Origin of the sequence: Ruminococcus sp. 1001136sp1 (genome assembly GCF_039841815.1) — a bacterium.
In the GTDB taxonomy this organism is placed as follows: Bacteria; Bacillota; Clostridia; order Lachnospirales; family Lachnospiraceae; genus Blautia_A; species Blautia_A faecis.
Genome location: NZ_JBDPGY010000002.1, coordinates 127,052 through 152,564 on the forward strand (window position 1 = coordinate 127,052; position 25,513 = coordinate 152,564).

Consider the following 25,513-nt stretch of genomic DNA (forward strand, 5'->3'; position numbering starts at 1 on the left):
CCAAAGAGAATCGAAAGATCACCAATGAGATAGAGAAGAAGAGAAACAGAAAGAATATTCCGGAGTCAGAGTATATCACTACCATGAAGAATCCGGAAAACGTAGTTGAGTTTGACAATGTTCATACTTATTTCTTTACAGATATCGGAACGGTTAAAGCCGTGGATGGTGTAAGCTTTGAAATTCCTCAGGGAAAAACAGTTGGTGTTGTTGGAGAGTCTGGTTGTGGAAAGTCTGTAACAAGCCTTTCCCTTATGCAGCTGGTACAGCGTCCTCAGGGACAGACAGTAGAAGGAGAAATCCGTTTTAATACCGGAGACAAGGTTTACAACATTGTAAACACTCCTACAAGTGAAATGCAGAAGCTTCGCGGAAATGAGCTTTCCATGATTTTCCAGGAGCCTATGACTGCACTGAACCCGGTATTCCGCATTGGAGAGCAGGTTGATGAGATCACCAAGCTTCACAATCCGGATATGAGCAAAGAGCAGGTAAAGGCCAGAACCATCGAAATGCTGAAGCTGGTTGGAATCGCCAACAGTGAGGGCGTTTATAAAATGTATCCTCATGAGCTTTCCGGTGGTATGCGTCAGCGTGTATGTATCGCAATCGGTCTTGCATGTAATCCAAGACTGATCATCGCTGATGAGCCTACCACAGCTCTTGATGTTACCATTCAGGCCCAGATCCTGGATCTGATGCGCAACTTGAAAGATAAGATCAATTCTTCCATTATGCTGATTACGCATGACCTGGGGGTTATTGCAGAGATGGCAGATTATGTAGTTGTTATGTATGCCGGTCGTGTAGTTGAAAAAGGTACTGCAAGTGAGATCTTCAAGAACCCGTCTCATCCATACACCATTGGACTTATGCGTTCAAAACCGGTTGTAGGCAAAAAGGTTGACAAGCTTTACAGTATTCCAGGTAAGGTTCCAAACCCTATTGATATGCCGGATTACTGTTATTTCCGTGACCGTTGTGAGCTTAGCTGTGACAAGTGTCAGGGAAGCTATCCAGGCGTGATTAAATTAAGTCCTACACATGAAGTAAGCTGTTACCGCTATGCAGACCGTCCGGAAGCAGGATGGCTGGCAAATGTTCATCCAGGGGAAGGGGGAAAAACTCATGAGTGAGAATAAGACAGCAGAAAATGCAAAGAATCAGCAGTCCGATAACATTCTGGAGGTATCCCATCTTAAGAAATATTTCCCAATCAAGGGTGGAATGTTCGGTAAGCAGGTTGGTGCCGTAAAGGCAGTTGATGATGTTTCCTTTACTTTAAAAAGAGGAACAACAATGGGACTTGTTGGAGAGTCCGGATGTGGTAAATCTACCACAGGAAGAACCATCTTAAGACTGATTAAGAAAACAGACGGACAGGTTCTCTTCAATGGAAAAGATGTTTATGGTCTTTCCAATAAAGAAATGCGCGATATGCGTACCAAGATGCAGATCATTTTCCAGGATCCATATTCTTCCCTTTCTCCAAGACTGCCGGTTGGCGAGATCATCGGGGAAGCTGTAAGAGAGCATAACCTGGTTCCAAAGTCTGAATATGCAGATTATGTGACCAAGATCATGGATGACTGTGGACTTCAGTCTTATCATAAGGACCGTTATCCCCATGAGTTCTCTGGTGGACAGAGACAGCGTATCTGTATTGCGAGAGCACTTGCATTGAATCCGGAGTTCGTTGTGTGTGACGAGCCGGTTTCCGCGCTTGATGTTTCCGTACAGGCTCAGATCATTAACTTGTTAAAGGAACTTCAGGAGAAGAGAAATCTGACTTATCTGTTTATCTCTCATGATCTTTCCGTTGTAGAGCATATTTCCGATACCATCGGCGTTATGTATCTGGGAGGTCTTGTGGAGACTGGTACCACATCAGATATTTTTGCAAATCCTCTTCATCCGTACACAGAGGCTCTGTTCTCTGCAATTCCAATGCCGGATCCGGATCTGAAGAGAAACCGTATCATTCTGGAGGGAAATATTCCATCCCCGGCGAATCCGCCTAAGGGATGTAAGTTCCATACCAGATGCCGGAAGTGCATGGAAATCTGTAAGAATCAGGTGCCTGAGGTTAAGGATATGGGGAACGGGCATAAGGTGCGCTGCCATTTATACGACTAAGAATAAAGCAGGCCAGGGATTACCTGGTCTGTTGCTATTTAGTTTGTTGAAAAGTTCTTCAAGAGGGACGCATTTGGACAATGTGTATTACTCACTCGCCGGCGCAACGCTCCAGCGAACTAATCGCTAACTGCGACTAATGCGTTCGGGAGAGCCCTCACGCATAAGTCTTCGTAAGCGCTGGATTTCGCTTACGCTAAGAACGCGCCTGAAATGGCTCGCTGGAGTAATACACATTGCCCAAATGCTGTGTGTCGGCTGGGACTTGCTGGATACCAACTACTTCCCCCACCCCCGTTGTTGTCGTTACTGTTTCTTTCTTCCCTTTCCAGTAACCAGCGATTTTGCAATGTATATTCGCAAGCCGCGCATTTTAGGAGCGGTTTTAGTGGAGGCGAGATCCATGACTTACGGAGACTTAGGCGCGAAGGTTTTCCTGAGCGTCTTAGTCGTAGTTAGTCATTAGCTTGCCGGAACGTTGCGACGCGCGGCGGTGAATATACATTGTGAAATCGCGTCCGGAATAACGACCAACACATTAAATAGCAAAACAGGAGGTTCTACATGGGAAAAAGAAAAAAAGAAGAATTGCCCGATTACACAGTAGCCAATATGGATGTGGATGGTATGCCCTGGAATTCCAGAAGACCATGGCAGATATTTCCTGGCGATCCATCTAAGAGCAGAAAAGAATTTGATGTAAAAGTACCGGAACCGGGAATGGAAAATGAAGTACCGGATGATCTGAGCGCTTTTCAGAATCCGCCGATGACGAAGGAAGAAAGAAGAGGAATCATCTGGCTTTCGTTGAAGGCGTCGCTGACTGTGGGGCTGATCTTTGGCGGTGCGGCATTTATATTTATTTTGTTTTGCGTATTCGTGTGGCTGAAATAAAAGAAATCTTATCAGAGAAAAAAAGGTTATATTTCTAAAAAATAGCGGCAGACAATTAATTTTGCCTGCCGTAAAATTATGTGGATTGAGCCTGTCTCAAATATCATGAAACATTCCAATCTTATTCTTAATCTGCTGCATCTCATTATCCATTTCAATCACTGCCTGTGCAGAGCGATACAGTTCCTCACTGATATCTTCGTATCCGGGCAGTTCCTCAATTCCTTTTTTATAGCGCAGCTGATGCTCCAGCGTAGCCCAGAAATCCATACCATTTGTACGGATCTGAAGTTCTACCCGCATAGGTGTTTTCCCTTTGGAGAAGAATACCGGGATTTCAATGATCATATGATAACTACGATAACCATTTGGCTTTGGTTTTTTGATATAATCCTTGATTTTAATAACTTTAATATCATCCTGACCGGCAATCAGATCAGCAACCGTATAAATATCATCTATAAAAGCACAGACGATTCGCACTCCGGCGACGTCGTTCAGCTGTTCCTGAATATTTTCTGCTGTAAAATCATACCCCAGCTTCTGCAGCTTGCGGTAAATACTCTCTGGTTTCTTAATTCTTGTCTTAATAAAGGAAATAGGATTCCTCTTATATTCCACTGAAAATTCATCATCAAGAACTTCCAGCTTGGTTTGTACTTCGCGGATAGCGCATCGGTACATCATCATCAGATCGCTGAACTTCGCTGCATTATTAATAAAACGCTGGGGGTCAGGAGTGTCCAGCCAGGGTACTTTCTTTTCTTCTTCGGTCATAGTAAATCCTTTCTTTTTATTTCAAAATTTAACTGTTCAAAATCCATTTGGTATTTCACTTGTTTGTCAATTCTTCTCATATTATATAAGAAGAGCAGGAAAGACGCAATATTTCTATTGGTTGTAAATGGTCAGTGTTTGAAGGAATGGCACTTTTTGAAGCATTACTTTTGGAACTATGAAAAACAGCACCGATTATCAGAGGTGGTGCTTCCTTCAACGGAACAGAAACAATACTGGTGTGTTGAAACAGGTCAAAATTTTTTTGCGCAAAAAGGCTGATGCCTTCTCCAGCCTCAACGGCGCTGATAATAGACTCCAGGCGTACTGTGCGAAGAATGTGTGGGCATATATCTGCTTCGTCAAAAAGCCGGAGACACAGTTGATGAATGGAAGTGTAGGGATGCATGAGAATAAAGCTTTCCCTGGAAATCTCATGAATAGAGATTTCGTCCCTGTGTGCCAATGGATGGGAAAGGGGAAGTATGACGGAAAGTGTATCAGAAGCCATTGGGATAAAGATGCAGTCAGGATCCGTGATCATGGATTCCCTGGCGATGATACAGTCGAAACGCCCCTTTTCAAAGCCAGCCATAAGCTCAGGCTCTTCCACCTCAAATAGAGATAAGGAAATCTCAGGATGCAAAGTGGCAAACTGATGGAAAAAGTGTGTGAGACCATACTGGGAAAGAACCGGGAGAGTTCCTACGCAAAGGGAAGAAGAAAATCTGGTATTAAATTCCTTCATTTTTGCAATGGTCTTCTGATATTGAAGGGAAAGCTTTTGGGCCTCAGGATAAAAAAATTCGCCTGCCTGCGTGAGAACCGCGGAGCGCTTGCTTCTGTCAAAAAGCTGGATACCCAGTTCCTGCTCCATTTTTTTTATCTGCTTGGAAAGAGAAGACTGTGTGATATGAAGTGCTTCTGCTGCATCAAAAAATGTATTTTCCTGCACGGCATAAATAAAACATTCCAATTGTTCAAATGTCATGAGATGCCTCCTTTTGTTTCCAATCTGGAAACAATTGTACCATAAACAGAATTGAATATCCAGAGAGTGAATTATAAAATGTTCATATCTGGAATGGTATTGTTACAGCTTGCGTAATAAATAGTAATACAGGAATAGAACTCACTTGCTGAAGTATTGCATTAAAAATGAATTGTAGTAGGCAGCAAGATAAAATGTTATACAAAGAGGGAGAACACATGGAAAATCAGGTCAGGGATTTAAGAAGTGCATTAAAATTACTAAAAGAAATACCAGGACAGCTGGTAGAAACAGACGTGGAAGTAAATCCAAAGGCAGAGCTGGCTGGAGTTTACCGTTATGTGGGAGCTGGCGGGACTGTGAAACGGCCTACGAAAGAAGGTCCCGCAATGATTTTTAACAATATAAAAGATCATCCCAAGGCGAAAGTGGCAATCGGCCTTCTTGCAAGTAGAAAAAGAGTAGCGGTATTGCTTGGCTGTGAACCGGAAAATCTTGGAAAAATGCTGTATCAAAGTGTGGCAGAACCCATACCGCCAGTGGAAATCTTCACGCCAGCTCCTTGCCAGGAAGTGATTCATAAGGCAGATGAACCGGATTTTGACCTGTATAAACTGATTCCGGCTCCGACTAATACTCCTGTGGATGCGGGACCTTACATTACCCTGGGAATGTGTTATGCAACCCATCCGGATACAGGCGTTCATGATGTGACGATTCACCGGCTTTGCATACAGGGAAAAGATGAATTGTCTATATTCTTTACCCCAGGTGCGAGACATATTGGGGCAATGGCAGAACGGGCAGAAGAACTGAATAAGACTTTACCTATTTCTATTAGTATTGGTGTGGATCCGGCTATAGAAATCGGTTCCTGTTTTGAACCGCCTACAACACCGCTAGGCTATGATGAACTTTCGGTAGCAGGGGCAATCCGCAAAGAACCGGTACGGCTTTGCAAATGCGTTTCCATAAAAGAAATGGCAATTGCAAATGCGGAATATGTGATTGAAGGAGAAGTGATTCCTCATGTGCGGGTAAAAGAAGATCAGAACAGTCATACCGGATATGCCATGCCGGAATTTCCTGGGTATACCGGACCAGCAAGTGAAGAATGCTGGCTGATCAAGGTAAAGGCAGTAACACATCGGAAGAATCCTGTCATGCAGACCTGCATTGGCCCAAGTGAGGAGCATGTGTCAATGGCAGGAATCCCTACAGAGGCAAGCATTTATGGAATGGTGGAAAAGGCAATGCCAGGAAGACTTCAAAATGTATACTGTTGTTCAGCTGGTGGTGGAAAATATATGGCTGTGCTCCAATTCAAAAAGTTATCTGCAAGTGATGAGGGAAGGCAGCGGCAGGCTGCTCTGCTGGCATTTTCTGCATTTAGTGAGCTGAAGCATGTGTTTCTTGTAGATGAAGATGTGGACTGCTTTGATATGAATGATGTGCTGTGGGCAATGAATACCAGATTCCAGGGGGATGCAGATATTATTACTATTCCGGGTGTCAGATGCCATCCGCTGGATCCATCCAATGCTCCCTCCTGTTCACCAGGTATAAAAGACCATGGAATTGCATGCAAAACTATTTTTGACTGTACAGTACCGTATAGGGAAAAGGGCAGGTTTACGCGGGCTGAATTTATGGAAGTGGATCCTTCACGTTGGTTATAGAATGGGAAAATATTGATGATAAGTAACAATTGAAAAGATTCCTGATAAAAAAATATCAGAATCGTAATGGCGAAAAACAATATTGGAAATGAGAATAATAGAAAATAAAATGATTAAGAAGATTTCAAAAGAGAAAAAAAGATTAATCATAGGTGCAACAGGTGCAAGCGGAATTCCGGTTTTGCAAAAATGTCTGGAATTGATAAAAGAAGAGGAAGATTACGAATCCTGGCTGGTTCTGACTAAAAGTGGTGAGCTGACCTGTCAGCAGGAAAGCAAGCTGTCTGTGGAAGAAATCAAGAAGCTGGCAGATTATTGCCTGGAACCAGAAGAAATTGGTGCAAAACCTGCAAGTGGTTCTTTTAAAACCTGTGGGATGTTGGTTGTTCCCTGCTCTATGAAAACAGTAGCCGGAATTCACAGCGGATATGCAGACAACCTTCTTCTGAGGGCGGCAGACGTAATCTTGAAGGAACAACGCCCTCTGGTTCTTGCTGCAAGGGAAACGCCCATGAGTGCGATACATTTGCGGAATCTCTATGACTTATCCATGATTCCGGGTGTCCACATAATCCCGCCGATGTTGACCTTTTACCAGAAGCCGGAGAACATAGATGAAATGGTATATCACATTGCCGCGAAGCTTCTGGAACCATTTGGAATAGAAGCAAAGGAGTACAAACGATGGAATGGACTGTAGTAAAAAAAATCAGCACGCCAGATTTTGATATAGAAGCCGGGGCTGCAAAAATCGGAGAAGACATTTTGTTATACATACAAGGCGGCGATAAACCTCATATTGGCTGTACGGTTATGGCAGTGCCAAGACCTTCCCTTTCCGGAAATGGGGAGAGAAGTGTCACGTCCTCTGTGATGAATCTTACCGGGCATAAAGACGAGAGCATATGTCGTATGTTGGCTGAAGATGTATGCAGGACATGTGGAAAAACAGTGGTATGCACTGGTGGGGTTCATTTGGAGAATATTACAGCGGAGCAGATAAACGAAGTAAGAATTGCTGCAGAGCAATTGGAAGAAATGTTAATAAGCGAACTTAATTAAAAAATGTGAAAAGATAGTTTCATTTATGCAAAAAGTGCAGTGTGTGAACAAAAATACGAATTGATTATTGGAAGAACAGAATGATAAGATATCAATATCAACAAAATAAACATGCTGCAAGAGTAAAATTTGGCCAAATAAAACAAATGCGCACAACAGAAGGAGAAACAAATGAAGAAAAGAATAGTAATTGCATTATTAGCTGCCTGCTCGCTTACCGTTTTTACAGTACCGGCTGTTGGAGAACGTATAGTAATGGCTGAAGAAAAAAGCCCTGAGGAAGAAGGAAATATGTATTTTTCTTCTCTGAATGCAGATGAAGTAAATATTAAAGACACAAGTATCTACACCATCCGCCTGAAAGCAAAAGAAGGATGGCAATTTGATGTGGATGATAACACAGATGTAACCGGATGGTTTGTAAATGAAGCGGGAGAACCTGTTTTTGTAAACAATAGTGGAATTGCATTTGCAGTAAATGGAGAGGACTTTGAACTGGATATCACAGTTGATGCATCAAAGATAGAAGGCTTTTCTACCAATGGTTCTGCAGATTTTTATGTAATGCCAAATGGTGGAATCCCGCTAGTTGTGGAGGGGGATAACCACGGACAGTATGTTCCGGCTTCAGAAAAGGCTGGTTCTTATACGATCCCGGAGGTTCAGATTGAAGGAACTGTGGAAGCAACAAGAGAGAAAAATGAAACAACATTTCAGGAAGATAAGGTGACGGTTGCTCTGAAACTGGATGACGTAAATGATGAAATGATCGACAGCAGCTCCTCTTATGTGACGTTAAGAGATGGAGATGGTTATTATCTTACAGATTTCCAGTTTGAAGAAGGAACTTTGTCCGGAGAATGGACAGATGGAAAAAATATTTATACTGTAACACCAGAACAGCTTCAGGGAGACTTCTCACCTCTTGGCGGTGACGGAAACGGAAATTATTATATTAATATCGGAGTAGGCGGTCTTACCTATAACGGCCTGCCGCTTAAAGAAACTACTTTCCGGATTCATGTATATTCCTTTGGACGAACCTTCACCATCGAAAGCAACGGAAGTCTGATTAATGATACACAGCCTCTTTGGACTACTGATACAGAAGGCGGGGAACCTGTTTTGTGTGATCCTTATCCGGATGATCTGGATATTAAATGGCCTGTTGATTTTGATGCTTCCGCACTTACAGAAGATGACTTTGCACTTACCATGCGCAGTGATTATGGGGATGAGCTGGTTCTGGAGCCGGGAAAAGATTTTACAGTGAAAACAGATAAAGATAAAACAGTGATCACGGTCAATTATATTTACTGGGCCAATATTCCGGTATATAAGACGATGACTGTAGATATCAATACTGCCAAAATGGAATGGGATTCACAGAAATATACGGTGGGTGATACCATTTCCCACGATTATGACATTGCAAGTGTATATGCTTATTATGTCATGAGCGGTGGAATGGAAGGAACACAGAAATGGACCTACTATGGTGTGGACAATCTGACAGACTGGGAGCAGGCATTTAAGATTCCGGTTTATATTCTGACTTATACAGATGAAAATGGTGTTGTGAAGTATTATGCAACTGACGAGAATGGTAATGGAATGTTTACGGAAGCGGCAGATGAGGCGGCTAAGTTTGATTCCAGAGAGGACAATCAGTGTCAGATCGTGGACAACACCGGATCTTTTGCCAGAGTCTATGACCAGACTGAAGAGGTAGAAGTAGATGGCACTACCTATACCTGTGATAAAGTATATGACAATGCAGACGATATGCCTCTTGATCCGGCTGATTGTACCGGAATCACAGCACAGCCAGGATATATAATTGGGGAAAACTGGGAAATGCACGGACGCTGGCCGTGGCAGACCTTTGTAAATGAAGGCTATCTTGGAGGAAGCAAATAGGTTAGAGCTTGTATAATTTCCTATTTATGCATGTTGCGGATAAATGCAAAATGGAATCGAATTGCTTGTGCAAAACATCTTAGATATAATTCAGACTATAAGAAAGCTGGTTATCAATATTCTATAAATTGTAAGGAGGAACCAAAATGACAATTGATGCGAATATGTACTGGCTTCCGGAAGAATTATTCACCAATGAAAAAATGTTGGAAGAGTTTATGAGATGTATTCCGGAAGTATATGGAGTGCATGCAAGATGCGAAGAAATCCCGGGCACCACAAAGAAACAGATCGTGCTGGAGGAACCCAAAGGCTGTGAGAACCTGAATTATGTCCAGGGAGAATACCGGATAGAAAAGCAGCTGGAAGATATGGACAAGGCTGGTGTGAAGAAAGCCGTCCTGAAGATTCCCTGTTGTCACACCTGGCTTTCCCTTGAAATGTGTAAAAAATTTAACGATGGTCTTGCAGAACATGTGAGAAAAGGAAATGGCAGATTTGCAGCACTTGCAGTGGTTCCGCCTTATGGTGGAAAAGAAGCTCTCTATGAGCTGGAACGCTGTGTAAAAGAGCTGGGAATGACTGGGGTACAGATTTCCTCCCATTATGGAAACAAGTATCTGGATGACGAAATCTTCCGTCCTTTTTTCCGGAAACTGAATGAAATGAAAATGACAGCCTATGTCCATCATTCTCCCATCCCGGTTGATCATCAGTCCATTACAGATTACACCAATCTGCGTCGCTCCTATGGCCGCTGTATGGATCAGACCATTGCCATTGGCCGCGAAGTATTTGGCGGGCTGTTTGATGAGTGCCCGGATGTAAAACTGGTACATTCCATGCTGGGAGGCGCATTTTTCTCATACCTGAGTTCCATGTTCCGTAGGAAACCGGCAGGTGCCCAGCAGGATACCGTAAAACGTTTTGAAACAGATACAGACCGTTTCTGTGACCAGATCCGGGAAAATATTTATTATGAAGTATCCCATGCACAGCCCTGGGGAAAAGACCTGCTGGAATGTGCAGTGAAAATTCTCGGTGCAGACCACATTATTTTTGGAACCTCTTATCCGGTACGAGCAGAGTGGCTGACCGGTGGACCGGAATTTATCCAACAGCTGGAACTTACAGAAGAAGAGAAAAACCAGATTCTTGGTGAAAATGCAAGAAGCATCTACAAGCTTTAAACAACAGAAAATTTTTCTTTTATTCCCACTGTTGTATGAAAAAAATCAAAAACAGTGGGAATTTTTGGGGACTTGTGCTAAAATATATTGGTAAACAGACAATGAGATTGTATGTAACTGACAAAAGGATTTTGAAGTGGAGGGGACGGCAAATTTATGGAATTAAGCTATATTCGTGAGTTTGTGGTGCTGGCGGAGACGGGAAACTATCTGGAAGCTGCGGATGCTTTATTTATAGCCCAGTCATCTTTATCCAGACACATAAAAAGCATTGAGCTGGATCTTGGTTCTCCTTTATTTGACCGGACGACCAGAAAAGTAGTGTTAAATGGTTTCGGACAGGCATTTTTGCCATATGCCAAAAAGATGGTGGAAATACAGGAAGAATATGAAAATGTGCTTCAGAGCTATTTAAGCGGAGTTTCTTCTACGATCACCGTTGCCTCGATTCCGTCCATGGTCCGGTACAATATCACCGATGTGCTGGCTGGTTTTAAACAGGCTAATCCCAGATATAAGCTGAACATACTGGAAGCAGATTCTTCCCAGATTCTACAGCTTCTTTTGGAAGAAAAATGCGAATGCGGCTTTGTCAGGGACAAGGATGGATTATTTGACGGATTTAACAAAATTCCATTTACAACAGATCATCTGGTTGCCATATTACCGAAGAATCATCCGTTGGCAAACCGGGAATATCTGTCACTGGAAGAAATACAGAATGAGCCGTTTTTGTTTTTGAATAAAAATACAACCATGTACAGCATCTGTGTCAATGCCTGCAGGGAAGCCGGATTTGAACCCAATGTAGCGTTTACAGGCCTTCGGGGAGAGAATCTGATCGATCTGGTTGCGAAAAAGATGGGTGTGGCGGTACTTACAAGAAGGCCGATTTCTGGCAGGACCTATGAAGATGTGGTCCTGGTTGATGTAGTTCCCTATGTTACAACCAGTATTTGTCTGGTCTATCAGAAAAATAAGAAAATTGCAGATCCCCTGAAAAGTTTTCTGGGATATGTGCAGACTTATGTAAAAGAAAATGAGACCGTGAGTGAGAAATAGAATGAGAACCCTCGTGAGGCGTAAAGCAGTGAGAATGGAAGCGCAGAAATCACGAGGGTTCTATTTATGTAAAGAACAGAAAGGAAAAGCAATGGGAAATCTGGATATAAAAGAACAAAAGAAAAAATGGATTTATTTAAAAGAATGGAACTGCTACAAACTGGAGCAGGTCTGCTATTGTGAGAAACCAAGAGTACAAAAGGAACAGTCTATGAACATCTTTGTCCCGGCTGAATACCTGGATGGGCAGGGAAACGTCCTGCATGAGGAAATCAGAATGGGCTATACCGCCAGCACGGCACCGGTTATTTTTGAAAACGGACTGGCAGGATACCATGAAGCAGAGCCCTTTGAACTGGATGACCACCGTTCTATGGGAGTGGAGGCTGTTTTGGCTGGTTTTGTTTATGTGTCCTGCGGCTGCCGGGGAAGAAGCTCTGTAGATGAAAAAGGGGTATTTTGCGGAAAAGCTCCTGTATCCGTGGCTGATCTAAAAGCTGGAATCCGTTTCCTGAAAAGAAATGCCAGTGTGCTTCCTGGAAACATGGAGCGCATCATTTCAGTAGGAATCAGTGCAGGGGGCGCCATGAGTACCCTTCTTGGCTGTACAGGTGACTGCGCAGACTATGAAGAAGAATGGAAAGAGATGGGAGCAGACCTTACCCAAAGTGACCAGATTTTCGGTGCACAGTGCTATTGCCCGATCTCGGATCTGGATCATGCCGATTTCGCATATGAATGGATGTTTGAAGGCCAGACACATTATACAGGAATGCCCTTTGTTGGCTTTGGGGAGGGAAATTTAAGCCCGTTTGCACAAAGTCTTTCCAGGAAAATGGGAGAAAAATATGTGGAATATTTTAACTCGCTGGAGCTGAAGAATCCGGATACAGGTGAATTATTAAAAATAGCCAAAGACCATGGTGGAAATGGAAGTGTCTGGCTGAAAAAACAGCTGGAGAAAGCCGCAGACAAATACGTGACGAAATTTCCAGAAAAGAGACAGGAACTGGAGCAGTATTCCTGGCTTCGTTTCAAGGATGGAAAAACATGTATTTCTTCTATAAACGAAATGGAACAGGATTATCATAAACGTCTGAAACTTTGCCCCGCTTTTGACGATCTGGATCTGATCCAGGCAGAGAATCAGGAGTTTGGAACCAGTGGTATAGATAAGAGACATTTTAACACCCAGCTGGCCGGGATTATGGAAGACCTGAAAGAGGAGTATCCCGGTGAAACTGCCAGATATCTTCCTGGCTATAAAAAAATCTGCGGAGACAAAGAGCTTGCCAGACAAAAGAGATTATTAAATCCGCTGAATTATATAGGAAAAGAAAAAACTGCGCCTTATTACAGAATCCGGGTGGGGGCAAAAGATGCGGACACTTCGCTGACTGTGACCATGATTCTTGCCCTGAAACTGATGGAATGTGGAAAGACCAATGTGGATTACGAAATTGTGTGGAATGAAGTCCATGGAAGAGCTGATTATCCAGGAGAAATGGTGGAATGGGTACGGTCGATTTATGCAATTTAAGCATAAAAGCCTTTTTAAGTCGGATTGATTGTTGAAAAATCATAAAGTATAATACGATTATAAAGAAGAGATGTACAAAATGACGAGTCAAAAGATGCTATAGCAGAAAAGTAAAAGAAAAAATGCTGAAAATGTCAGTGAAGAAAGGGAGAATATCATGAGAAAAAGAAATATCGCACTTATCCTTGCAGCAAGTATGATGGCAACATTTGCATTCGGAGGAACAACTGCTTTTGCAGCCGAAGAAGGTGAAACCGATTCTGTTACAGTAGGAATTATGGCAGATCCGGAGAATATGGGCCCCTGGTCAGGAATGTCCATGGGACGTATTGCAGTTCTTTTTACCACATATGAGTATCTGATCACCAGAGAAGACGGCGTTGCATATGGAGTACTTGCAAAGAGCTGGGACGAGGTAGATCCGAAAACTTATGATGTAGAGCTTTATGATTACATTCATGATGCAGAAGGAAATCCACTGACTGCTTCTGATGTTGTATTCAGCTTTGAATCTGCAATCGCAACAAAGAACTATGGAAAACTTTCCGTAATCGACAGTGTAACTGCAACAGATGATTATCATGTAGAGTTTAAATTTAACAAAGATCTGGAAATCGGAGAATTCGAGAACGTTATGCTGGAATGTGCCATTGTAACACAGGCAGCTTATGAAGCATCTCCAGACCAGATGGCAACCACACCTGTTGGAACCAGCGCATATCTGGTAGACAGCTATGTACCAGGTTCTGAGATCGTTATGAAAGATACCGGAGATTACTGGCAGACAGACGAATCACTGGTACATGGAACAAGTATCCATAATGTAGGAGAAATCCACTTCTCTGTAATCACAGAGGCTTCCCAGCATACCGTTGCACTTTATACAAACTCTGTAGACATTTCCAACGGTGTTCCGGATACAGATATTTCCAAATTTGAAGAGGGCGGCGAGTTCTCAGATGGAAATGCAGTCAGCGTTGTAATGGATAACCTGACTTATGACGTAGAGTACAATATGTCTGACAGTTCCGTATTTAAGGATGATGACAATCTCCGTCTGGCACTTGCTTATGCTATTGACAAAGATGGAATCAACGTAGGCGTATTTAATGGAAACGGAACAGCTGTAAAAGATTTCGCAAATGCAACTTATCCGGACTACAACAGCGAGTGGGACAGTGAAGATTATTATGATTATGATGTAGATAAAGCAAAAGAGTATCTGGAGCAGTCCAATTATGACGGTTCTACATTAAGACTGGAATACATCAATTCCGGAATGAACGAGATGATCTGTCAGATGCTTCAGGCTTACTGGGGACAGATTGGTGTAACCGTAGAACTGGTTGGTTATGATCAGATGATGGGCCAGCAGGAGCAGTACAATGCAGACGGATTTGACATTCTTCTGAAAACGACAGGTTCTACAGACTACATCGTAAATCAGTGGAAGCTCTGCTGGGATAAGAGAGATTATGAGTCCCTTACCGGCGGTGCTGCAAACTTTACCCAGGATGACCAGCTTCAGAGCCTGATGGAAGCAGCTTTAAGCACCGAGACCTATGGCCCTGAGAGCATTGAAGCATTTCATGATTATCTGGTTGAAAAATGCTATGGTTATGGCGTTGTAGAAGGACCGATCAACATCGTACATTCTGACAAGATTTCAGATGTAGCACTTGACATCCGTAACCAGATCCTTCCTGGAGCCTGCACTTACGCAAAATAAAAAGGGCACAGCCCTGGTCAGCCACCGTTTTACCCCAAAACGGTGGCCGTGCCAAAGGAAAGGAGTTCTTGGAATATGTGGAAATATACAGTAAAGCGTATTCTCTGGATGATCCCGGTACTTCTGGGAATCTCCATTGTAATTTTTACAATCATGTATTTTTGCCCTGGTGATCCGGCAGTTGCCATTCTCGGAAACGGTGCCACACCTGCGGCTATTGAAGCAAAACGTATTGAAATGGGTTTGGACAAGCCTTATCTTGTCCGTTTACTTTCTTATTTGAATCAGGTGTTTTTACATTTTGATCTTGGAACCTCTTATTTTCAGAATCAGTCTGTTATGTCCGGTATTTTATACAGACTTCCTTACACCTTTATCATCGCCCTGATCTGTATGCTTCTTCAGATCGTAATCGGTACACCACTTGGAATTACAGCAGCAGTACATCAGAACGGAATCGCAGACCGTATCTGCATGATCATTGCACTTGCAGGAGTTTCCATTCCTGGTTTCTGGCTTGCCATGATGCTGGTTCTGTTTTTCTCTGTAAAACTTGGATGGCTGCCACCATATGGCGTAGGCGGACTCCAGTATTTCATTCTTCCCTGTATTGCAAATGCTTTTGCCGGAATTGCATCCCAGGCAAGGCAGACACGCTCCAGTATGCTGGAGGTCATTCGTTCTGACTATATTGTGACCGCAAGGGCAAAAGGTCTGTCTGAGCGGGACATTCTTTATAAACATGCGCTTCCAAATGCATTGATCCCGATCATCACCGTAGTTGGAAATGGTATGGGAATGATGCTTGGCGGTACAGTAGTAATTGAGTCCGTATTCTCTATTCCGGGAATCGGAATGTATACCACATCTGCGATTAACAACCGTGATTACCCTATCGTTATGGGTGGTGTATTGTTCCTTGGAGCAGTATTCAGTCTGATCATGCTGCTGGTTGATATTATCTACGCATATGTTGATCCGCGTATCAAAGCACAGTATGAAGGACAGCAGAAAAGCTGGAAAAGGAGGAAAAAATAATGGCAGGCAGTGCAGCTGTTGCAGGACATGCAGCAAAGACAAGAAAAAAGAAAAAAAGCCAGTTCAGTCTGGTAATGAAGCGTCTTCGTAAAAACAAGCTGGCCATGGCCGGTCTGGTCATTATTCTTATATTATTTGCCGTAGCGCTTCTGGCACCATGGATCATGCCTTATGCATATGACGAGATGAACATGCTGGAACGTTTTTCCGGTCCTTCTTTCGCACATCTGTGTGGAACTGATGAAATGGGAAGAGATATTTTCAGCCGTCTTCTTTATGGAGCAAGAGCTTCCCTTTCCCTTGGATTTCTGGCAACGATCATTTCTACTGTAGTAGGAATGTTTATTGGTTCCATTGTTGGATATTTTGGTGGAATTGTAGATACTGTTGTAATGCGACTTGTGGATATCCTTCAGGCAATCCCTGGAATCCTTCTGGCAGTTGCAATTTCAGCCTGTCTGGGAAGCGGTTTTGTAAATACCATCATTGCCCTTTCCATAGGTGGAATTCCTATGACTGTAAGACTTCTTCGTGGTTCGATCATGGGGGTCCGTAAAATGGAATATCTGGAAGCAGCGCAGACTATCAACTGCTCTGTTCCAAGACTGATCATGAAACACATTCTTCCAAACAGTATTTCCCCGATCATTGTTTCGGTTACCATGGGAATCGGAAATACTATTCTGATGGCTGCATCCTTAAGCTATATCGGACTTGGTGTCCAGCCGCCTACACCGGAATGGGGTGCTATGCTTTCCGCAGCAAGAACTTATATGAGAGATTATCCTCATATGGTACTGTTTCCAGGACTTGCCATTGCACTTGTAGTTCTTTCCTTGAATATGCTGGGGGACGGACTTCGTGATGCACTGGATCCGAAACTGAAAAAATAGGAGGGACAAATCGTGAATACTCAAAAGAATACCACTCCTTTTATTGAAGTGAAAAATCTGACCGTACATTATACCTCTGAGGGAAAAGAAATCCATGCTGTGAATAATGTTTCTTTTTCCCTGGAAAAAGGGGAGACTTTAGGTCTGGTAGGAGAAACAGGTGCCGGGAAAACGACAATCGCCAAATCCATTCTGCGTATTCTTCCAGAGCCGCCTGCGCAGGTAGATGGAGGAGAAATCCTTCTTGAGGGAAAAAATCTTCTCCCTCTGGCAAATGAGGAAATGCGTAAAATCCGTGGAAAAAGAATTTCCATGATTTTCCAGGATCCTATGACAGCTTTAAATCCGGTTATGCGTGTAGGCGCACAGATCGCAGAAGGAATTGCCCTTCATGAACATGCTTCCAAGAAAGAAGCAGAAGAAAAGGCAAAAAGAATGCTGGAAATGGTTGGAATTCCAGGTTCCAGATTCCGTGATTACCCACATCAGTTTTCCGGTGGAATGAAACAGCGAGTTGTAATCGCCATGGCACTGGCCTGCAGCCCGGATCTTCTTCTGGCTGATGAACCTACCACTGCTTTGGATGTGACCATTCAGGCCCAGGTTCTGGATATTATCAAAAATCTCCAGAAGGAGTTAAATACAGCGATGATCATGATCACACATGACCTGGGAATCGTTGCAGAGGTATGTGACAATGTAGCTGTTGTATATGCAGGTGAAATTGTGGAATACGGAAGCAAAGAGGAAATCTTTGACCATCCTACACATCCTTATACGATCGGTCTGTTTGGTTCTCTTCCGGATATCCATTCGGATGTAAAACGGCTTTCCCCTATCGCAGGAATGCCGCCGGATCCAAGTAATCTGCCATCTGGCTGTGCTTTTTCACCAAGATGTCCTTATGCATCTGAAGAATGTAAGAAGGCAGCAGTAGATTTAACAGGGCTTGGCGGTACCCATGTATGCAGATGCATAAAGGCAGCAAAGCCTGTCCAAAGTAAGGCATGAAGCAGAAAGGAGAATAGAGATGTCAGAGAATCTGATGGAAGTAAAACATCTGAAAAAATATTTTGAAACTCCTAAGGGAATGCTTCACGCAGTAGATGATGTGACTTTTTCTATAGGAAAAGGAAAGACAATGGGAGTGGTTGGAGAGTCTGGCTGCGGAAAATCCACTCTGGGACGAACCCTGATCCACTTATACGAAAGCACAGACGGACAGATTTTCTTCAACGGAGAGGATATTACCCATGTGCATAAACATAAGCTTCACCAGTTAAGAGAGCAGATGCAGATCATTTTCCAGGATCCGTTTGCTTCCCTGAATCCAAGAATGACCGTAGAGGAAACCATACGTGAACCGTTGGAGCTTTCTGGAAAATTCAAAAAAGGAGAGCTGAGTGACGAGACAGACCGCATTATGGAGATGGTAGGAATTGATGAACGTCTCAGGTATGCATATCCTCATGAGCTGGACGGAGGAAGAAGACAGAGAGTAGGAATTGGCCGTGCACTTGCACTGGATCCTGCCTTTGTAGTCTGTGACGAGCCGGTTTCCGCACTGGATGTTTCCATTCAGGCACAGGTTCTGAACCTGCTGCAGGATCTGCAGGAAAAATCAGGCGTCACTTATATGTTTGTTACCCATGACCTGTCTGTAGTAAAGCACATTTCCGATAACATCTGTGTTATGTACCTGGGACAGCTTGTGGAAACCACAACTTCCAAGGAACTGTTTGACAGACCGTTACATCCATATACCAAGGCTCTGCTTTCAGCAATTCCTTCCGTTGACATTCATCATCAGAAACAGAGAATCATTCTGAAAGGAGAAATCGTTTCTCCGATCGAGCCGAAACCGGGCTGCCGTTTTGCGGCAAGATGTCCTTATGCAACAGAAAAGTGTCATCAGCCACAGGAGCTTCGGGAAGTTTCCAAGGACCATTTTGTATCATGCTGCAGAGTGGAAGAAATTAATTCTTAAATGAACCAGGAGAGAAAAAATGGGCAGATACTATCAGAAATATTTTGAGGATTATGAGGAAGATCGGGTTTCGAACAAACGTGGAAACGGAACCCATCTTCAGTATACCTATAAGGGATTTTATTACAGACAGGAGCTTACTCCGGTTATGCAGGCACTTCTCCGGGTGTGTTATGTGGTACTCTTTGGTCTGGAACTGTACTTTTTTGCAAAAGCAGGAACCAAGGGACTTTACTGCAACTTAAATCCGGCGATAGCTCTGCTTCAGGCTTTTAGCATGCTGGGGTATGTATGGCTTGGCTGGATCCTTTTCTTTTATGTATCTGCACCAAGAGATATGACCATTTACAAGTACAAAAGTACCGCTCTTCAGCTTCAAAAGGCACAGAAGCTTTCAGTTGGCTTATCCCTCACCATGCTTCTTGTGGCTGTGGGAATAACAGTGGCTTATAATGGTTTTTCTTCTAACCTGGTGAAAGATCTGCAGGAGTATATCCTGGTAGCAGTTCTTGGGATTTTATGGTTGTATACGGAAAAAAGTATGCGATACAAAAAAATATATAATTCCCAGAAGGGAATGTAAGGAGGGGCTGTATGAAAGCTGGCGCAGGAAAATCAGAAATTATACTGGCTGAAGAATATTTGGAAATAGAGGATTTTGCTGTCATCCACAGAACCCTGAATGCGCGCGCGGTTGTGATCCAAAGCGGGCAGACTGTGGTGCTGCTGTCCCTTGAGATAACGTCTATGCCAGATGAGGAAACTTATGCGATCCGTAAGAAAATTGCAGAAAATTATCCGGTTGAGGAGGATCATGTGTGGGTATGCGTTACACACACTTTTTCCGCACCTCATTTATTGCCGGATTTTATTTTAAAAGATCCGGAGAGAATTGCAGAAAAAGCAAAATACCGGGAAGAACTGATAAGAGCTTCCCTGGAGGCAGTTGGAAAAGGCTTTGCAGGCCTTCAGAACGCTACTATGGGAATTGGAGATGGCTATAGTCTGATAAACTGTAACCGTGATGTACAGCTGGAGGACGGCTGGTGGGTAGGAACCGGAGGTCCGGGGCTTTGCGACCATAAAGTCTCTGTTGTACGTATTAACAAAGAAGATGGAAAGCCTATGGCTGCTGTCTTCCATTATGGACTACAGTCATCTGTGCTTGACGGTTCTGCGTTAAGTGCAGGAGGAAAGGCAGTAAGTCCGGATGTTGCAGGAATTGCCTGCGACTATGTGGAAAAGAACACAGGAGATGATGGTTTTGTTGCGCTGTACCTGATCGGGGCAGCAGGAGATCAGGCTCCGGTAGAAAAAGCAGTTATGGAAACCTTTGTCCGTGGAGAAAAAATCCGGACAGACCGGCGGGAAGAGGGCTTTGGAATCTGTGAAAAGCTTGGCAACAGCCTGGGAGAGACTGTATGCCAGATAACCGGACAGATCACATGTGAAGAAATGATGCAGGAACTGGAATTTGGAAAGACAGAGTTTTTGGTGCCAGGAAAGGAAATGGAACGGGAACTGAAAAAACTGCATCCAATGAAAACACCAGAATACATTCCGGCAAAAGATAAAGTGACGACAGTAGAGGCGATCTGCCTGGGAAATCTGGCGCTGGTCGGTGTGAAACCGGAGCTGAACTGCAAAAGCGGGATTGCGCTTCGGACTTTTTCCCCATATCGCCATACCCTGGTATGCACCATGGTAAATGGCGGAGCCAAGTATATGGCAGAGCGCGACGCTTATGATAACAGCAAATATGAAGCGATGAATTCTCCTTTTGGAAACGGGGCTGCTGAGATTTTGCTAAGGAAAGCACTTGGACTTCTGGAAGAAATGAAAGGATGAAACATATATGACGGAAAAGAACTACACTAGGGAAGACATAGACAAGGCATGCATGCAGGCAGTGAACCGGTTTAACCAGTTTGAATTTCAGGTCCCGGATGTTCCTGGTGAGGAGACAGGACGCAAATTGGCATACAATTTATATGTTCCGGAAAATATGCAGGCCGGGGAAACCTATCCTTTGGTTTTGTTTATCCATGACATGGGCAGCTGTTCAGAGGATGTGACCAGAACCCTTACCCAGGGAAAAGGCGCGACAGTATGGGCGACCAGCTACTGGCAGAATCGGCAGCCGTGTTTTGTACTGGCTCCTTGTTATCCCAGACAGGCTGCTGATGATGATTTTCGGGTGACTTGGGAGGCGGATGCTACCATAGAACTGGTAAAAGAGGTGCTGCGCCTGCAACCATCTGTAGATGAAAAGAGAATTTACGGAACCGGACAGTCTATGGGATGTATGATGCTGATGGAGCTGATGCTTCGCAATCCGGGATTTTTCGGCGGATGTTTTCTGGTGGCAGGACAGTGGAATCCTAAGACCTGTGGTGCACTGAAAAAAGAAAATATCTGGGCGCTTGTTTCGGAAAAGGATTTTAAAGCCTTTCCTATTATGGGAGACTGCATGAAGCAGATTGAAGAAAATGGCGGAAGAGTTACCAGAGGAAGCCTGGATGCAAAAGCACCATTGCCGGAGCAGAACAGGAAGGTAAGAACACTTGTCGGATCTGGAGAGCATATCTTTTTTACCTGGTTTGAGGGAGATTCCGTATTGGAAGAACTGGAAGATATCAAGCCCTGGTTTTACCATATGGCAACCTGGCCGCAGGCTTATAATCTGGAGGCGATTGGAGACTGGCTGTTTGCGCAGCGAAGAAGCCCTATTGATTTTTTATGTAAACATCATATTCTGCTGGAGCATGAGGATGGAAGCCGCCAGCCTATGGATGTGTCTTTTTTCCAATCAGAAAAGATCGCACCGGGAACCTGGCAGATCTTAAGTGATGGCGATTATTCTTATCTGGTAGAGGGGGAAAATGAGGCGCTTGTAATTGATTCCGGTTATGGATGTGGCAATCTCCGCGCATACTGTCAGAGCCTGACAGACAAACCGGTAAAACGAATTGCCAATACCCACGACCATTTTGATCATACGGCAAATAACAGTTATTTTGATTGTGCCTATATGTCCGCAGAGACAAAAAAACTGGCAACCATTCCATTTCCAAGCTTTGAGGGAATCTGTTTCCCAAGATCTTATCCGGTGCAGGTGATTGACGAAGGCTATGTATTTGATCTTGGAGGAAGGCATCTTACCACCTTCAAGATTCCAGACCATGCAGTAGGAAGTCTTGCTTTTTTGGACGACCAGGAGGGAATCCTGTTCTGTGGAGATGAGCTTTGCATGCCTTTTGGAAAGCCGGTGAACGGCAGCGTTGAGTATGTACATGACCTGCTTCTGAAGCTTTGGAAGCACAAGGAAGAGATCAAGGTTCTTTATGGCGGTCCGGGAAAGGGAGAAACACGTATCATCGGACAGCTGCTGGAAAATATGGAATATATCATGGCTGGCCATGAGGGGCAGAAAATGCAGCCGGAGCCTGGAAAGGATGCCGGCAAAAAAAACCAGGGAAGTGAGCCTGTTGTTTATCAGCGCCGCCTGCCTCATCCGCCAGATCGTCACCAGGATGATCCGGCAGATGCTATTTATAAAAGGATTATGGATTATGCAGGAATTTGCGTAATTTATGACATTCGGAGAGTAAAAGAAATTAAATAATCGTAAAGTGTAAAAAACAGATCTCATTGAGGTCTGTTTTTTTACATTGATTTTACTTTTTAAAGCTAGTGCATTTTACAGAAGGACAGTAAGATACAACTGTAATCGCGAGAGAGAGAAAAAACATAAGGACCGCGAAGAAAAGGAGATTATTAATCATGAAAAAAGGTTTAGCAGTAGCAATGGCGGCATTATTAGGAGTAGCAACAATGGGAACAACAGTTATGGCAGCAGCTTCCGGAGATATCACAATCTGCTCCAGAGAAGACGGATCCGGTACAAGAGGTGCATTCATTGAACTATTTGGAATTGAAGAAAAAGACGCAGATGGAAATAAAGTAGACAATACAACAGAAGCAGCAAAGATCACAAACAGCACATCCGTTATGTTAAGCACAGTAGCACAGGACGTAAATGCAATCGGATATGTATCTCTTGGTTCTCTGGATGACAGTGTAACAGCATTAAAAATCGACGGAGCAGAGGCAACAGCAGAAAACATTGAATCCGGAGATTACAAAGTAGTTCGTCCATTCAACATTGCAACAAAGGATGATGTAAGCGAAGCGGCACAGGATTTCATTACATACATCATGAGCGCAGACGGACAGCAGATCATTGAAGACAATGGATACATCGCTGTAGGCGACAAACCTGCATATGAAGCAGCTGACGTAGAAGGAAAAGTTGTAGTAGCTGGATCATCTTCTGTAACACCAGTTATGGAGAAGCTTGCTGAAGGCTACAAGGCAGTAAATGACAAAGTTGATATTGAGGTTCAGCAGAGTGATTCTACAACTGGTATGACATCTGCAATTGACGGACTTTGCGATATCGGTATGGCATCCCGTGATTTAAAAGACAGCGAGACTGAGGCTGGTCTTACCGCAACTGTTATCGCAAAAGATGGTATCGCTGTAATCGTAAACAACGACAGTGGTGTTGAGGAGCTTACAAGCGAGCAGGTAAAAGATGTTTACACAGGCAACATCACAACCTGGGAAGACCTTACAAAATAATAAGAAATAAAGTCACTGTTCACAAAAAACATCTTGCGGAATGCTGCCAGTGAATAGTAAAGAAATAAAGTACCTTTACAGTTACGAAACAAGAAACAGAAATAAGGAATCCTGCAAAGCCCGTCAAAAGTTTTGCAGGATCCAAATTTTCCGAATAAAAAAGGAACTTACTTTATATGAAATCGATCAATGAAACTGTAATGAAATTTGTATTCCTCGCAGCGGCCTGTACCTCCGTATTAGCCGTTGCATTAATCTGCATTTTCTTGTTTGCAAACGGAATCCCGGCAATGGCGAAGATTGGCCTGCCTGATTTTCTGTTTGGAATGAAATGGAAACCATCCAATGGCTTATATGGAATTTTCCCATTTATCCTTGGAAGTATTTATGTAACAGCAGGGGCAATTGTGGTAGGTGTTCCAACAGCCCTTTTGCTTGCTATCTTCCTTGCATTTTACTGTCCGAAGAAACTGTATGGTCCACTGAAAGCAATGGTAAACCTCCTTGCAGGAATCCCATCTGTTGTTTATGGATTTTTCGGTTTGACAGTGTTTGTCCCGCTGCTTCGACAGCTTACCGGTCATGATGGAAGTACCATGCTGACAGCTTCTGTACTTCTTGGAATTATGATCCTTCCAACGGTAACCGGCGTTGCAGAACCAGCCTTAAAAAGTGTTCCCACAAGTTATTATGAAGGGGCACTGGCACTTGGAGCAACCCACGAAAAAAGTGTATTTGGCACTGTTTTTCCGGCTGCAAAATCAGGTGTATTAGCTGGTGTGGTTCTTGGAATCGGACGAGCCATTGGTGAGACGATGGCAGTGATCATGGTAGCTGGAAACCAGACCTGGATGCCACAGGGACTTTTCAAAGGACTTCGAACCATGACCGCAAATATTGTAATTGAAATGGGATATGCAACCGATCTTCACAGGGAAGCGCTGATTGCTACAGGTGTTGTACTTTTTGTATTCATCCTGATCATAAACCTGTGTGTATCAGCCCTGAAAAGGAGAGCAGAAGATGAGTAAAAGTAAATTATCTTATTGGAAAAATCATCCTGGTTCTGCCATCCTAAGGCTCCTGGTATGGTTATCTGCAATTATTACAGTGGCAGTTATGGCGTTTCTTATTGGTTTTATTCTGATAAAAGGTGTTGGAAATCTGACACCAGACCTGTTTGCACTGGAATATAATTCTGACAATGCATCTTTAATGCCGGCACTGATCAACACCTTGATCATCACCCTGTTATCTTTGGTAATCGCTGTGCCATTTGGAATTTTTGCAGCAATTTATCTGGTTGAGTATGCGAAAAAGGGCAGCAAGCTGGTCAAGATCATTCGCATTACAACAGAAACTCTTCAGGGAATTCCATCCATTATCTTCGGGCTGTTCGGTCTTCTGTTTTTCAGTACCGCTCTCCATTGGGGATATTCCCTTCTGTCCGGCTCCATGACCTTAGTGATCATGATCTTACCGCTGATCATCCGTACTACGGAAGAAGCACTTCTTGGTGTTCCGGATGCTTACAGGGAAGCTTCCTTCGGACTTGGCGCAGGAAAACTCCGCACGGTATTTAAAGTGGTACTTCCAAGTGCGATTCCCGGAATTCTTTCCGGCGTGGTACTTGCTACAGGACGTATTGTAGGTGAGACAGCAGCTCTTATCTATACCGCAGGATCTGTTGCAAAGGTTCCGGAAAGCCTGATGGGCTCCGGACGAACCCTTGCCGTACATATGTATGTGCTTTCCAGTGAGGGACTTTACATGGATCAGGCATATGCGACAGCGGTTATTCTATTGCTGTTTGTACTGGTGCTGAACTGGATTTCCGGAGTATGTGCTAAGAAGCTGAGTAAAGCTAGTGGGGAAAAATAAGAGAGATACAATGTAGCAAATAGTACGAAAATTGTAAGAATTGCAGAATGAGTCCGGGAAAATATAACATATATTTTGCAGGGCTATAGA

The 25,513-nt window shown here is 43.5% G+C and carries 23 protein-coding genes; 21 read left to right on the top strand and 2 right to left on the bottom strand.

Annotated elements, in window-relative coordinates:
* The first annotated feature begins 83 nt into the window (after window positions 1-83).
* The 3 genes from ABHC48_RS02505 to ABHC48_RS02515 all read left to right on the top strand — a co-directional run bounded on the left by ABHC48_RS02505 (window position 84) and on the right by ABHC48_RS02515 (window position 3,030).
* Window positions 84-1,136 carry an ABC transporter ATP-binding protein gene (locus tag ABHC48_RS02505; RefSeq protein ID WP_334285095.1) on the top strand — a complete coding sequence of 351 codons (1,053 nt, stop codon included), beginning with the start codon at window positions 84-86 and terminating at the stop codon, window positions 1,134-1,136.
* Window positions 1,129-2,136 carry a dipeptide ABC transporter ATP-binding protein gene (locus ABHC48_RS02510; protein WP_173717952.1) on the top strand — a complete coding sequence of 336 codons (1,008 nt, stop codon included), beginning with the start codon at window positions 1,129-1,131 and terminating at the stop codon, window positions 2,134-2,136. The genes ABHC48_RS02505 and ABHC48_RS02510 overlap by 8 nt, the downstream gene beginning before the upstream one ends.
* A 564-nt stretch (window positions 2,137-2,700) precedes the next feature.
* Window positions 2,701-3,030, top strand: a complete 330-nt coding sequence (locus tag ABHC48_RS02515; RefSeq protein ID WP_173773153.1) for a hypothetical protein — start codon at window positions 2,701-2,703, stop codon at window positions 3,028-3,030.
* A 96-nt stretch (window positions 3,031-3,126) separates the two neighbouring features.
* Here the strand turns inward: ABHC48_RS02515 and ABHC48_RS02520 are convergent, their stop codons facing one another.
* Together ABHC48_RS02520 and ABHC48_RS02525 are read right to left on the bottom strand one after the other, a co-directional pair.
* Window positions 3,127-3,807, bottom strand: coding sequence for a GTP pyrophosphokinase family protein (locus ABHC48_RS02520; protein ID WP_173773152.1), 681 nt, complete (start codon window positions 3,805-3,807; stop codon window positions 3,127-3,129).
* 76 nt (window positions 3,808-3,883) lie between these two features.
* Complete coding sequence (locus tag ABHC48_RS02525) at window positions 3,884-4,798, bottom strand: LysR family transcriptional regulator (protein WP_173773151.1); 915 nt, start codon at window positions 4,796-4,798, stop codon at window positions 3,884-3,886.
* Window positions 4,799-5,016: 218 nt separating this feature from the next.
* Between ABHC48_RS02525 and ABHC48_RS02530 the strand changes: the two genes are divergently transcribed.
* From ABHC48_RS02530 to pstA, 18 genes are all read left to right on the top strand, one after another.
* Window positions 5,017-6,477, top strand: a complete 1,461-nt coding sequence (locus tag ABHC48_RS02530; protein ID WP_195700336.1) for a UbiD family decarboxylase — start codon at window positions 5,017-5,019, stop codon at window positions 6,475-6,477.
* Window positions 6,478-6,586: 109 nt separating this feature from the next.
* Complete coding sequence (locus tag ABHC48_RS02535; protein WP_173773149.1) at window positions 6,587-7,177, top strand: UbiX family flavin prenyltransferase; 591 nt, start codon at window positions 6,587-6,589, stop codon at window positions 7,175-7,177.
* The gene (locus tag ABHC48_RS02540) at window positions 7,162-7,539 is read left to right on the top strand and encodes a hypothetical protein (RefSeq protein ID WP_173773148.1); all 378 of its coding nucleotides are present in this window, start codon (window positions 7,162-7,164) and stop codon (window positions 7,537-7,539) included. The genes ABHC48_RS02535 and ABHC48_RS02540 overlap by 16 nt, the downstream gene beginning before the upstream one ends.
* Window positions 7,540-7,710: 171 nt before the next feature.
* On the top strand, window positions 7,711-9,459 hold the full coding sequence (locus tag ABHC48_RS02545) for a hypothetical protein (protein WP_173773147.1): 1,749 nt from the start codon (window positions 7,711-7,713) through the stop codon (window positions 9,457-9,459).
* Window positions 9,460-9,605: 146 nt separating this feature from the next.
* The gene (locus ABHC48_RS02550; RefSeq protein WP_173773146.1) at window positions 9,606-10,649 is read left to right on the top strand and encodes an amidohydrolase family protein; all 1,044 of its coding nucleotides are present in this window, start codon (window positions 9,606-9,608) and stop codon (window positions 10,647-10,649) included.
* A gap of 156 nt (window positions 10,650-10,805) precedes the next feature.
* Window positions 10,806-11,711 carry a LysR family transcriptional regulator gene (locus ABHC48_RS02555; RefSeq protein WP_173773145.1) on the top strand — a complete coding sequence of 302 codons (906 nt, stop codon included), beginning with the start codon at window positions 10,806-10,808 and terminating at the stop codon, window positions 11,709-11,711.
* A 13-nt stretch (window positions 11,712-11,724) separates the two neighbouring features.
* Window positions 11,725-13,251, top strand: coding sequence for a subtype B tannase (locus ABHC48_RS02560; protein WP_173773144.1), 1,527 nt, complete (start codon window positions 11,725-11,727; stop codon window positions 13,249-13,251).
* Between the two features lie 157 nt (window positions 13,252-13,408).
* Window positions 13,409-14,980 carry an ABC transporter substrate-binding protein gene (locus ABHC48_RS02565; RefSeq protein WP_173773143.1) on the top strand — a complete coding sequence of 524 codons (1,572 nt, stop codon included), beginning with the start codon at window positions 13,409-13,411 and terminating at the stop codon, window positions 14,978-14,980.
* Between the two features lie 75 nt (window positions 14,981-15,055).
* Window positions 15,056-16,018 (top strand): ABC transporter permease, encoded by a 963-nt coding sequence (locus tag ABHC48_RS02570; protein WP_173773142.1) that lies wholly within the window; start codon window positions 15,056-15,058, stop codon window positions 16,016-16,018.
* The gene (locus ABHC48_RS02575) at window positions 16,018-16,911 is read left to right on the top strand and encodes an ABC transporter permease (RefSeq protein ID WP_347505133.1); all 894 of its coding nucleotides are present in this window, start codon (window positions 16,018-16,020) and stop codon (window positions 16,909-16,911) included. The genes ABHC48_RS02570 and ABHC48_RS02575 overlap by 1 nt, the downstream gene beginning before the upstream one ends.
* A gap of 9 nt (window positions 16,912-16,920) precedes the next feature.
* The gene (locus ABHC48_RS02580; protein WP_173773185.1) at window positions 16,921-17,922 is read left to right on the top strand and encodes an ABC transporter ATP-binding protein; all 1,002 of its coding nucleotides are present in this window, start codon (window positions 16,921-16,923) and stop codon (window positions 17,920-17,922) included.
* 19 nt (window positions 17,923-17,941) lie between these two features.
* On the top strand, window positions 17,942-18,898 hold the full coding sequence (locus tag ABHC48_RS02585) for an oligopeptide/dipeptide ABC transporter ATP-binding protein (protein ID WP_173773140.1): 957 nt from the start codon (window positions 17,942-17,944) through the stop codon (window positions 18,896-18,898).
* A gap of 19 nt (window positions 18,899-18,917) precedes the next feature.
* Window positions 18,918-19,481 carry a hypothetical protein gene (locus tag ABHC48_RS02590; RefSeq protein WP_173773139.1) on the top strand — a complete coding sequence of 188 codons (564 nt, stop codon included), beginning with the start codon at window positions 18,918-18,920 and terminating at the stop codon, window positions 19,479-19,481.
* Between the two features lie 11 nt (window positions 19,482-19,492).
* Entirely contained in the window at window positions 19,493-20,746 is a 1,254-nt protein-coding gene (locus ABHC48_RS02595; RefSeq protein WP_173773138.1) for a hypothetical protein, read from the top strand.
* 7 nt (window positions 20,747-20,753) lie between these two features.
* Window positions 20,754-22,523: an MBL fold metallo-hydrolase gene (locus tag ABHC48_RS02600; RefSeq protein WP_173773137.1), complete on the top strand. Its 1,770-nt coding sequence runs from the start codon at window positions 20,754-20,756 to the stop codon at window positions 22,521-22,523.
* A 158-nt stretch (window positions 22,524-22,681) separates the two neighbouring features.
* Complete coding sequence (locus ABHC48_RS02605; protein ID WP_195476992.1) at window positions 22,682-23,542, top strand: substrate-binding domain-containing protein; 861 nt, start codon at window positions 22,682-22,684, stop codon at window positions 23,540-23,542.
* Between the two features lie 176 nt (window positions 23,543-23,718).
* A complete protein-coding gene (gene pstC / locus ABHC48_RS02610; RefSeq protein ID WP_195700335.1) occupies window positions 23,719-24,573 on the top strand; it encodes a phosphate ABC transporter permease subunit PstC in 855 nt (284 codons plus the stop codon).
* Complete coding sequence (gene pstA / locus ABHC48_RS02615; protein WP_195700334.1) at window positions 24,566-25,423, top strand: phosphate ABC transporter permease PstA; 858 nt, start codon at window positions 24,566-24,568, stop codon at window positions 25,421-25,423. The genes pstC and pstA overlap by 8 nt, the downstream gene beginning before the upstream one ends.
* The last annotated feature ends 90 nt before the right edge of the window (window positions 25,424-25,513 follow it).

Bases quoted from the DNA above. Each gene is read 5' to 3' on its own strand.
- ABHC48_RS02505 (WP_334285095.1), top strand. From the start codon at position 84: ATGAAGAATCCGGAAAACGTAGTTGAGTTTGACAATGTTCATACTTAT.
- ABHC48_RS02510 (WP_173717952.1), top strand. From the start codon at position 1,129: ATGAGTGAGAATAAGACAGCAGAAAATGCAAAGAATCAGCAGTCCGAT.
- ABHC48_RS02515 (WP_173773153.1), top strand. From the start codon at position 2,701: ATGGGAAAAAGAAAAAAAGAAGAATTGCCCGATTACACAGTAGCCAAT.
- ABHC48_RS02520 (WP_173773152.1), bottom strand. From the start codon at position 3,807: ATGACCGAAGAAGAAAAGAAAGTACCCTGGCTGGACACTCCTGACCCC.
- ABHC48_RS02525 (WP_173773151.1), bottom strand. From the start codon at position 4,798: ATGACATTTGAACAATTGGAATGTTTTATTTATGCCGTGCAGGAAAAT.
- ABHC48_RS02530 (WP_195700336.1), top strand. From the start codon at position 5,017: ATGGAAAATCAGGTCAGGGATTTAAGAAGTGCATTAAAATTACTAAAA.
- ABHC48_RS02535 (WP_173773149.1), top strand. From the start codon at position 6,587: ATGATTAAGAAGATTTCAAAAGAGAAAAAAAGATTAATCATAGGTGCA.
- ABHC48_RS02540 (WP_173773148.1), top strand. From the start codon at position 7,162: ATGGAATGGACTGTAGTAAAAAAAATCAGCACGCCAGATTTTGATATA.
- ABHC48_RS02545 (WP_173773147.1), top strand. From the start codon at position 7,711: ATGAAGAAAAGAATAGTAATTGCATTATTAGCTGCCTGCTCGCTTACC.
- ABHC48_RS02550 (WP_173773146.1), top strand. From the start codon at position 9,606: ATGACAATTGATGCGAATATGTACTGGCTTCCGGAAGAATTATTCACC.
- ABHC48_RS02555 (WP_173773145.1), top strand. From the start codon at position 10,806: ATGGAATTAAGCTATATTCGTGAGTTTGTGGTGCTGGCGGAGACGGGA.
- ABHC48_RS02565 (WP_173773143.1), top strand. From the start codon at position 13,409: ATGAGAAAAAGAAATATCGCACTTATCCTTGCAGCAAGTATGATGGCA.
- ABHC48_RS02570 (WP_173773142.1), top strand. From the start codon at position 15,056: ATGTGGAAATATACAGTAAAGCGTATTCTCTGGATGATCCCGGTACTT.
- ABHC48_RS02575 (WP_347505133.1), top strand. From the start codon at position 16,018: ATGGCAGGCAGTGCAGCTGTTGCAGGACATGCAGCAAAGACAAGAAAA.
- ABHC48_RS02585 (WP_173773140.1), top strand. From the start codon at position 17,942: ATGTCAGAGAATCTGATGGAAGTAAAACATCTGAAAAAATATTTTGAA.
- ABHC48_RS02590 (WP_173773139.1), top strand. From the start codon at position 18,918: ATGGGCAGATACTATCAGAAATATTTTGAGGATTATGAGGAAGATCGG.
- ABHC48_RS02595 (WP_173773138.1), top strand. From the start codon at position 19,493: ATGAAAGCTGGCGCAGGAAAATCAGAAATTATACTGGCTGAAGAATAT.
- ABHC48_RS02600 (WP_173773137.1), top strand. From the start codon at position 20,754: ATGACGGAAAAGAACTACACTAGGGAAGACATAGACAAGGCATGCATG.
- ABHC48_RS02605 (WP_195476992.1), top strand. From the start codon at position 22,682: ATGAAAAAAGGTTTAGCAGTAGCAATGGCGGCATTATTAGGAGTAGCA.
- pstC (WP_195700335.1), top strand. From the start codon at position 23,719: ATGAAATCGATCAATGAAACTGTAATGAAATTTGTATTCCTCGCAGCG.
- pstA (WP_195700334.1), top strand. From the start codon at position 24,566: ATGAGTAAAAGTAAATTATCTTATTGGAAAAATCATCCTGGTTCTGCC.